The organism is Nocardioides sp. cx-169 (genome assembly GCF_021083605.1).
In the GTDB taxonomy this organism is placed as follows: Bacteria; Actinomycetota; Actinomycetes; order Propionibacteriales; family Nocardioidaceae; genus Nocardioides.
The window spans coordinates 21,230-27,778 of sequence record NZ_JAJNRO010000011.1 but is presented as its reverse complement, the minus strand read 5'-3'; the positions used below and the strand labels follow the sequence as shown (position 1 = coordinate 27,778).

General features: G+C 72.0%; 7 protein-coding genes. 3 read left to right on the top strand and 4 right to left on the bottom strand.

Annotated elements, in window-relative coordinates; genetic code table 11:
- Window positions 1-80: 80 nt before the first annotated feature.
- Window positions 81-392, bottom strand: a complete 312-nt coding sequence (gene groES, locus LRP67_RS16630) for a co-chaperone GroES (RefSeq protein ID WP_374107427.1) — start codon at window positions 390-392, stop codon at window positions 81-83.
- A 505-nt stretch (window positions 393-897) separates the two neighbouring features.
- On the opposite strand from groES, the gene LRP67_RS16625 reads away from it, so the two are divergent.
- On the top strand, window positions 898-2,058 hold the full coding sequence (locus LRP67_RS16625; RefSeq protein ID WP_231271286.1) for a class I SAM-dependent methyltransferase: 1,161 nt from the start codon (window positions 898-900) through the stop codon (window positions 2,056-2,058).
- Between the two features lie 93 nt (window positions 2,059-2,151).
- On the opposite strand, the gene LRP67_RS16620 is transcribed toward LRP67_RS16625, so the two are convergent.
- From LRP67_RS16620 to LRP67_RS16610, 3 genes are all read right to left on the bottom strand, one after another.
- Entirely contained in the window at window positions 2,152-2,766 is a 615-nt protein-coding gene (locus LRP67_RS16620) for a hypothetical protein (protein WP_231271285.1), read from the bottom strand.
- Window positions 2,767-2,921: 155 nt separating this feature from the next.
- Complete coding sequence (locus tag LRP67_RS16615; RefSeq protein WP_231271284.1) at window positions 2,922-3,539, bottom strand: MBL fold metallo-hydrolase; 618 nt, start codon at window positions 3,537-3,539, stop codon at window positions 2,922-2,924.
- Window positions 3,536-4,621: an S-(hydroxymethyl)mycothiol dehydrogenase gene (locus LRP67_RS16610; protein WP_231271283.1), complete on the bottom strand. Its 1,086-nt coding sequence runs from the start codon at window positions 4,619-4,621 to the stop codon at window positions 3,536-3,538. Before LRP67_RS16610 ends, LRP67_RS16615 begins: the two co-directional genes overlap by 4 nt.
- A 218-nt stretch (window positions 4,622-4,839) precedes the next feature.
- Here LRP67_RS16610 and LRP67_RS16605 point away from each other — a divergent pair, with 218 nt between their 5' ends.
- Window positions 4,840-5,364 carry a SigE family RNA polymerase sigma factor gene (locus tag LRP67_RS16605; RefSeq protein WP_231271282.1) on the top strand — a complete coding sequence of 175 codons (525 nt, stop codon included), beginning with the start codon at window positions 4,840-4,842 and terminating at the stop codon, window positions 5,362-5,364.
- Window positions 5,361-6,542, top strand: a complete 1,182-nt coding sequence (locus LRP67_RS16600) for a hypothetical protein (protein ID WP_231271281.1) — start codon at window positions 5,361-5,363, stop codon at window positions 6,540-6,542. The genes LRP67_RS16605 and LRP67_RS16600 overlap by 4 nt, the downstream gene beginning before the upstream one ends.
- Window positions 6,543-6,549 lie beyond the last annotated feature (7 nt).

Here is a 6,549-nt window from a genome sequence, read left to right as displayed (position 1 = left end):
CTTCCTTTTCAACTTTTCGGGGGGGGGGGGGGGGGGGCGCCCCCCCCCCCCCCCCCCCCCCCCCACGACCCGAAAGAAAATCAGGAAACGATCGCGAGGACGTCGCGGCCGGAGAGGATGAGGAACTCCTCGCCGCCGTACTTGACCTCGGTGCCGCCGTACTTGCTGTAGATGACCTTGTCGCCCACGGAGATGTCCATGGGGATGCGCTCGTCGCCGTCCTCGTTGAAGCGGCCGGGGCCCACGGCCACGACCTCGCCCTCCTGGGGCTTCTCCTTGGCGGTGTCCGGGATGACCAGGCCGGACGCCGTGGTCTGCTCGGCGTCGAGCGGCTTCACGACGATGCGGTCCTCGAGAGGCTTGATGTTGACCGACACGGTGTCGACCTCCACTTTCTCTGACTCTGGGTTGCTCTACCGGGAGGACGGCGTCCTCCCCACGTTGGGGCTTGCGGGGAGGTACGCCGTCGCGGGGGTCGCACCACACTGCAAGCTCTGGCACCCTCATGGTGAGAGTGCCAACAACGAAACTAGCACTCAGGCCAGGAGAGTGCCAGAAGGGGGCTGCGAGGCCCTCCGTGCCGCCGGTGCGCAGGAGTCGATCTGCCCGGCGTGGACGCGCCCGCGGTGGCCGCGCCGGAGACGTAGGGTCTGGGCACCTACGACAGCTTGCGGGTGCTGTGCCTGCTCGGCCCGGACGGCATCCGGATCGAGCGGTGGAGAAGTCGCGTACCTATCCGCGGACGGACGTCGACAAGGTCGCGGAACCGTCCCCGCTCAAGGCGCGGCGCCAGAATCGCCTCGTGAGCACACTGGGCGCCAGCGCAGCAGGAGTCGGGGCCGCGCGGAAGGTTGCGCTGCCGTCGCCGCGGTAGACCCGGCCTGACAGGATCACGGGGTGGACCTCGACTCGTTTCGCTGGCTGCTCACCGAGCCGGGCCAGCGGCTGCTGGCCGAGGCCGGCGCCCTCGACGAGCCGGACCCGCTGCGCGCCCAGACCGCGCTGCGACGCTCGGCGAGCGCCGAGCACGCCGCCGCCGCGCTGACGCAGGTGCGGCTGCGCGAGCGGGCCGTGGCCAAGTTCGGCGACCTCGCCGCACGGATGTACTTCACCCCGGACGGCCTCGAGCAGGCCACGCGTGCGGCGGTCGCGGACCACCGCGCAGGACGCCTGGCGGCGTTTCGCGCCCAGAGCCTCGTCGACCTCGGCTGCGGCATCGGCGGCGACCTGCTCGCCGCCGCGCGGGTCGGCATCGTGTGCGCCGGGGTGGACCTCGACCCGGTCCGGGTGGCGGTGGCGGAGGCCAACCTGGCCGCCCTCGACCTCGGCGGCGCGGTCGCGGTGGCCGACGCCACCGAGATCGACACCCGCCCCTTCGACGTCGCCTTCGCCGACCCGGCCCGCCGTACGGCGCGTGGCCGGACCTTCGACGTCGACGACTGGGCGCCGCCCTGGCCGTTCGTCGAAGGGCTCCTGCGCCGCGACTCCTGCGTCAAGGTCGCGCCCGGCATCCCGCACGCGCTCGTGCCCGAGGGCGTGGAGGCCGAGTGGGTCAGCGACCACGGCGACGTCAAGGAGGCGGCCCTCTGGTCGGGCCGGCTCGCGACCGTGCGCCGCCGCGCCACCGTGATCGGGCACGGTGGGCTCGCCACCCTTACCGACGAGGACGACCCGGGCGGCGAGGTCCGCGCCGTCGGCGAGTACCTCTACGAGCCGGACGGCGCCGTCATCCGAGCCGGGCTCGTGACCGCGGTCGCCGCCGGCGTCGACGGCGGGCTGCTCGACGAGCACATCGCCTACGTCACCTCCGACGGCTCCTTCCGTACGCCGTTCGCGCGCGGCTACCGGGTCGTCGCGGAGCTGCCGTACCGCGAGAAGGCGCTGCGCGCCGCCCTGCGCGAGCGGGGCATCGGCCGCCTCACGATCAAGAAGCGGGGCGTCGAGGTGGTCCCGGAGCAGCTGCGCAAGCGCCTGGCGCTGGTCGGCGACGACGAGGCCACCATCGTGCTGACCCGCGTGGGGGGTCAGGGCACGGCACTGCTCGTCGACCCGTTCTGAGCCGCGCAGGGCCGCCACGCAAGGCCGGGTCACCCGCACACGCAACGGACCTGCCGCCCGGGGGGGCGACAGGTCCGTGGTCGACCGCAGTGGTCAGGCGGTGGCGGTGGTCTCGCTCGCCTTGATCCGGCCGGCGTGCCGCAGGCCCAGCAGGCCCAGGACCAGGAGGACACCCGCGCCGACGAAGGAGGCGACGGCGGCGTACCCGGCGATCAGGCCCATGGTGGCGAAGGCGTAGGCGTAGAGGAGCAGGCCGCGCAGCGTGCTGCCCATGAAGAGCGACTCGCGAAGCTCGCCCCAGGCGGCCGCCTCGTCGATCTGCTCCTGGCTGGCCTCGGGGTTCTCCGCGAGGGCGGCGCCGAGCTCACGGGCCTTGTCGCTGGCCTCCGAGTACGTCTGCGGCTCGCCCGCGAGCTCCTCGCCGCTGGAGTTCATGTGGGACTGGATGTAGTGGTCGGCGTAGGCACGAGCCTCGGCGCCGGTGTCCATCGGCGAGCCGGCGAACTCCTCGAGGGCCTCGACGCTCTCGTCGCTCAGGCCGCCGAGGGCGGGACCCTCGGGCATCACGATGTCCTGGGCCAGCAGCTGCTCCTCGACCTGGTCTCCGATGAACACGTTCGCCCACGTGAGCAGGCCTCCCGCGACGAGGAGCACGGCCGCGAGGAGCAGGCCGGTACCGGAGATCAACTTGTCGAGAGTGGAGCGCATGACGTCCTCCTGTTGCTTGCGAAGACCTGATGTCATTCGCGACACCACGAAATCTACGGATCCCGGAGGCCGGTGCTCAGTGCAGAAGGTCCAGCATCTCGAAGGACGATGGTCCCGTCCCGCCGGGACCTCTGCGGCCGGCGGGACGGGCCGGGTCAGGCCAGCGCCGCCTTCTCGGCTGCGATGGTCGTGTCATCGCCGTGGCCGGTGTGGACGACGGTGTCGTCGGGCAGCGCGAAGAGCTGGGTGCGGATCGACTCCACGATCAGGTCCTCGTCGCTGAACGAGCGGCCGGTCGCCCCGGGCCCGCCGTGGAAGAGGGTGTCGCCGGTGAACACGCAGCCCAGCTCGGGCGCGTAGAAGCAGACCGCGCCCGGCGCATGACCCGGCGTGTGCAGCACCCGCAGTGTCGTCCCGGCGACCTCGATCTCGGTCCCGTCGGCCAGGTCGAGGTCCCAGAGCTCGTCGGTGTGCGTGAGCTCCCAGAGCGGCTTTTCGCCCGGGTGCAGCATGATCGGCGCGACGACGCGCTCGCGCAGCGCCGGTGCGACCCGGCAGTGGTCGTCGTGGGCATGGGTGAGCAGGATCGCCTTGACCGTGCGCTCCCCCACGACCGCGAGGATGTCCTCGACCGAGTGAGGTGCGTCGATGACGACGCACTCGGTGTCGTCGCCGACCACCCAGATGTTGTTGTCGACGTCGAAGGTCTGCCCGTCCAGGCTGAACGTGCCCGACGAGACGGCGTGGTCGATGCGCGTTCTCGCCTCGCTCACAGGATCACCACGCTGCGCAGGACGTCGCCGTGGTGCATCCGCTCGAACGCCGCCTCGACGTCGCCGAGACCGACCTCCTCGGTGACGAACGCGTCCAGGTCGAGCCGGCCCTGCTGGTAGAGGTCGACCAGCATCGGGAAGTCGCGGCTCGGCAGGCAGTCGCCGTACCAACTGGACTTGAGCGAGCCGCCGCGGCCGAACACGTCGATCAGCGGGATCTCGGGGATCGTCATGTCGGGCGTCGGCACCCCCACGAGGACGACGGTCCCGGCCAGGTCGCGGGCGTAGAACGCCTGCTTCCACGTCTCCGGGCGGCCCACGGCCTCGATCACGACGTCGGCGCCGAAGCCGCCGGTCAGCTCCTGGATCGCGGTCACCGGGTCGGTCTGCGAGGAGTCGACGGTGTGCGTCGCGCCCAGCTCCTTGGCCTTCTCGAGCTTCTTCGGGTCGATGTCGACGGCGATGACCTTCGACGCGCCCGCGAGCGCCGATCCGGCGACTGCCGCCACCCCGACGCCGCCGCAGCCAATGACCGCGACCGTCTTGCCACGGGTCACCGCACCGGTGTTGATGGCCGCGCCGATGCCGGCCATGACGCCGCAGCCCAGCAGGCCGACCGCGGCCGGCCGCGCCGACGGGTCGACCTTGGTGCACTGGCCGGCCGCCACCAGGGTCTTCTCGGCGAACGCGCCGATGCCCAGCGCGGGGCTCAGCTCGGTGCCGTCCTCGAGCGTCATCTTCTGGGTGGCGTTGTGGGTGGCGAAGCAGTACTGCGGCTCGCCACGGTCACACGCCCGACAGTCGCCGCACACGGCGCGCCAGTTGAGGACCACGAAGTCCCCCGGGGCCACCGTCGTCACGTCCGGACCCACGGCCTCGACCACGCCCGCGGCCTCGTGGCCGAGCAGGAACGGGAAGTCGTCGTTGATCCCGCCCTCGCGGTAGTGCAGGTCGGTGTGGCACACCCCGCACGCCTGCACCTTCACCAGCGCCTCGCCCGGACCCGGGTCGGGCACGTTGATCGTCACCACCTCGGTGGGCTGACCCTTGGCTCGTGCGACGACCGCCTTGACCTGCTGCATCCGTGCTCCCTTCGTCCTGTCCCGATCATGGGCTCCCTGCAACGGTAATGGCCGCGCGTCCAGGGCGGGGTGCGGAGGCGGACGTGAGGACGCGCACGCCCCTCCTGACCCTTTCCGGGAGACTGCAACCATCTCGGGGCGGTTCGCGTCTTCGACACATGGACCACGCCGAGACGACCTTGCCGCTCTCGGCACGGTCGACCGCCGAGACTGGGCGCGTGAGTGCCCGCTCGGCCCGTGACGAGGAGTTCAGCGCGTACCTGGACGCACGCCAGCCGCAGCTCCTGCGGACGGCGTACCTGCTCACCGGCGACCGGCACCAGGCCGAGGACGTCCTGCAGACCTCGCTGGCCAAGCTGTACCTGGCCTGGGACAAGGTGCGCGACCGCGGCTCGGTGGACGCCTATGTCCGCCGGATCATGGTCAACGAGAACAACTCGCTATGGCGCCGCGGCTGGAAGCGCCGAGAGTTCGCCGCCGAGACCATCCCGGACCACGCCATCAGCGACGCCTACGACGAGGGGCTGAGCTCCGCACTGTGGGACGTCGTGCAGACCCTGCCGCAGAAGGCCCGCGCCGTGGTGGTGCTGCGCTACTACGAGCAGCTGACGGAGGCCGAGACCGCCGACGTCCTCGGCATCTCGATCGGCACCGTGAAGTCCCAGTGCAGCCGCGCGCTCGCCGCGCTGCGCGACCGCGTCCCATCCGACCTGAGCCCTGCCCACCGGGAGGAGGAGCAATGAGCATCGACCACTGGGAGTCCGAGGTGCGCCGTGAGCTGGGAGACCGCGTTCAGGGCCTCGACGACGCACCCTTCTCCCTCGACCAGGTGAAGGACCGCGCCTCGCGCCTCAGGCGCACCCGGCGTCGTGCCGCCGCCGGCAGCGTCCTGGCGGTCGCGGCGGTAGTGGTGCCGCTCGCCGTCGCCGGCCAGGGCCTCGCCGGCCGCACCGACCGCGACCTGCCGCCCGCGAACCAAAGCGCCGACCCCACCCCGCTCCCCTCCGAGGGTGTCGACACCGGCGGCTCGGGCCTCGGGGTCGACTACCTCGACGGCCGCACCTGGGTGCGCTCGGAGGCTCCCCCGGTCCAGCTCCCCGCCGCCTACTCGTTCGGCGTCGTGCTCGACGGCCAGCTGGTCGGCGCCCGCAACGACGACGACACCGGCATCGACGTGCTCGAGCTGGTGGACGAGGACGGTGAGGTCACCCACACCGTGCGCGGCGTGCTCTCGGGTCCCGTCGCCAACGAGCAGAGCACCGCGATCGCCTACCTCACGACCGCAGGCGAGCTGGTCGTGCGCTCGGACGGCCAGAGCCGGGCCGTCGCCCGCGGCCTCGAGACCGATCTGAGCCCGACTGCGCTGGTCGGCGACTGCGGACGCGACGACACCGGGTGCCGGCTCTACCTCAACGACGGCAGCGGCGGGCCTGCACAGGTGCTCGGCGCGGACGGCTCGCTGCGCGACGCGGTGGACGCCGACCCGGCACCGACCGACGTGGAGGACGCCGCCGAGGACGGGACGGTGGCGGTCCAGCTGTCCTCCGATGGCGCCGAAGCCTGCTACGCGCTCTACGACAGCGCGACCACCGGCTACACCTACGACACGTGCGCCTACTCGTTGCTCGACCTCGACCCCACGGGCGACCTCGTGGCCGTCTCGGAGGCCTACTACGACGGGCTCGGCCGCTCGTACGTCGGCATCATCGGCGAGGGCGGCGAGCTGGCAGCCCGGCTCGACCCCGACGGCGTCGTGGTCGACGAGGACTGGGCCGACGACGGGTCGCTCGTGGCCACGGTGTTCGAGCGGGAGCCGGGCGCGTGGAGCATCTGGCGGCTGAGCGCCGACGGCACGGTCGAGAAGGTCGTCGCCGGTGGCCCCGACACCGAGGACGTCAGCGGCTACCTGCTGCTCGGGTGAGCCGCCC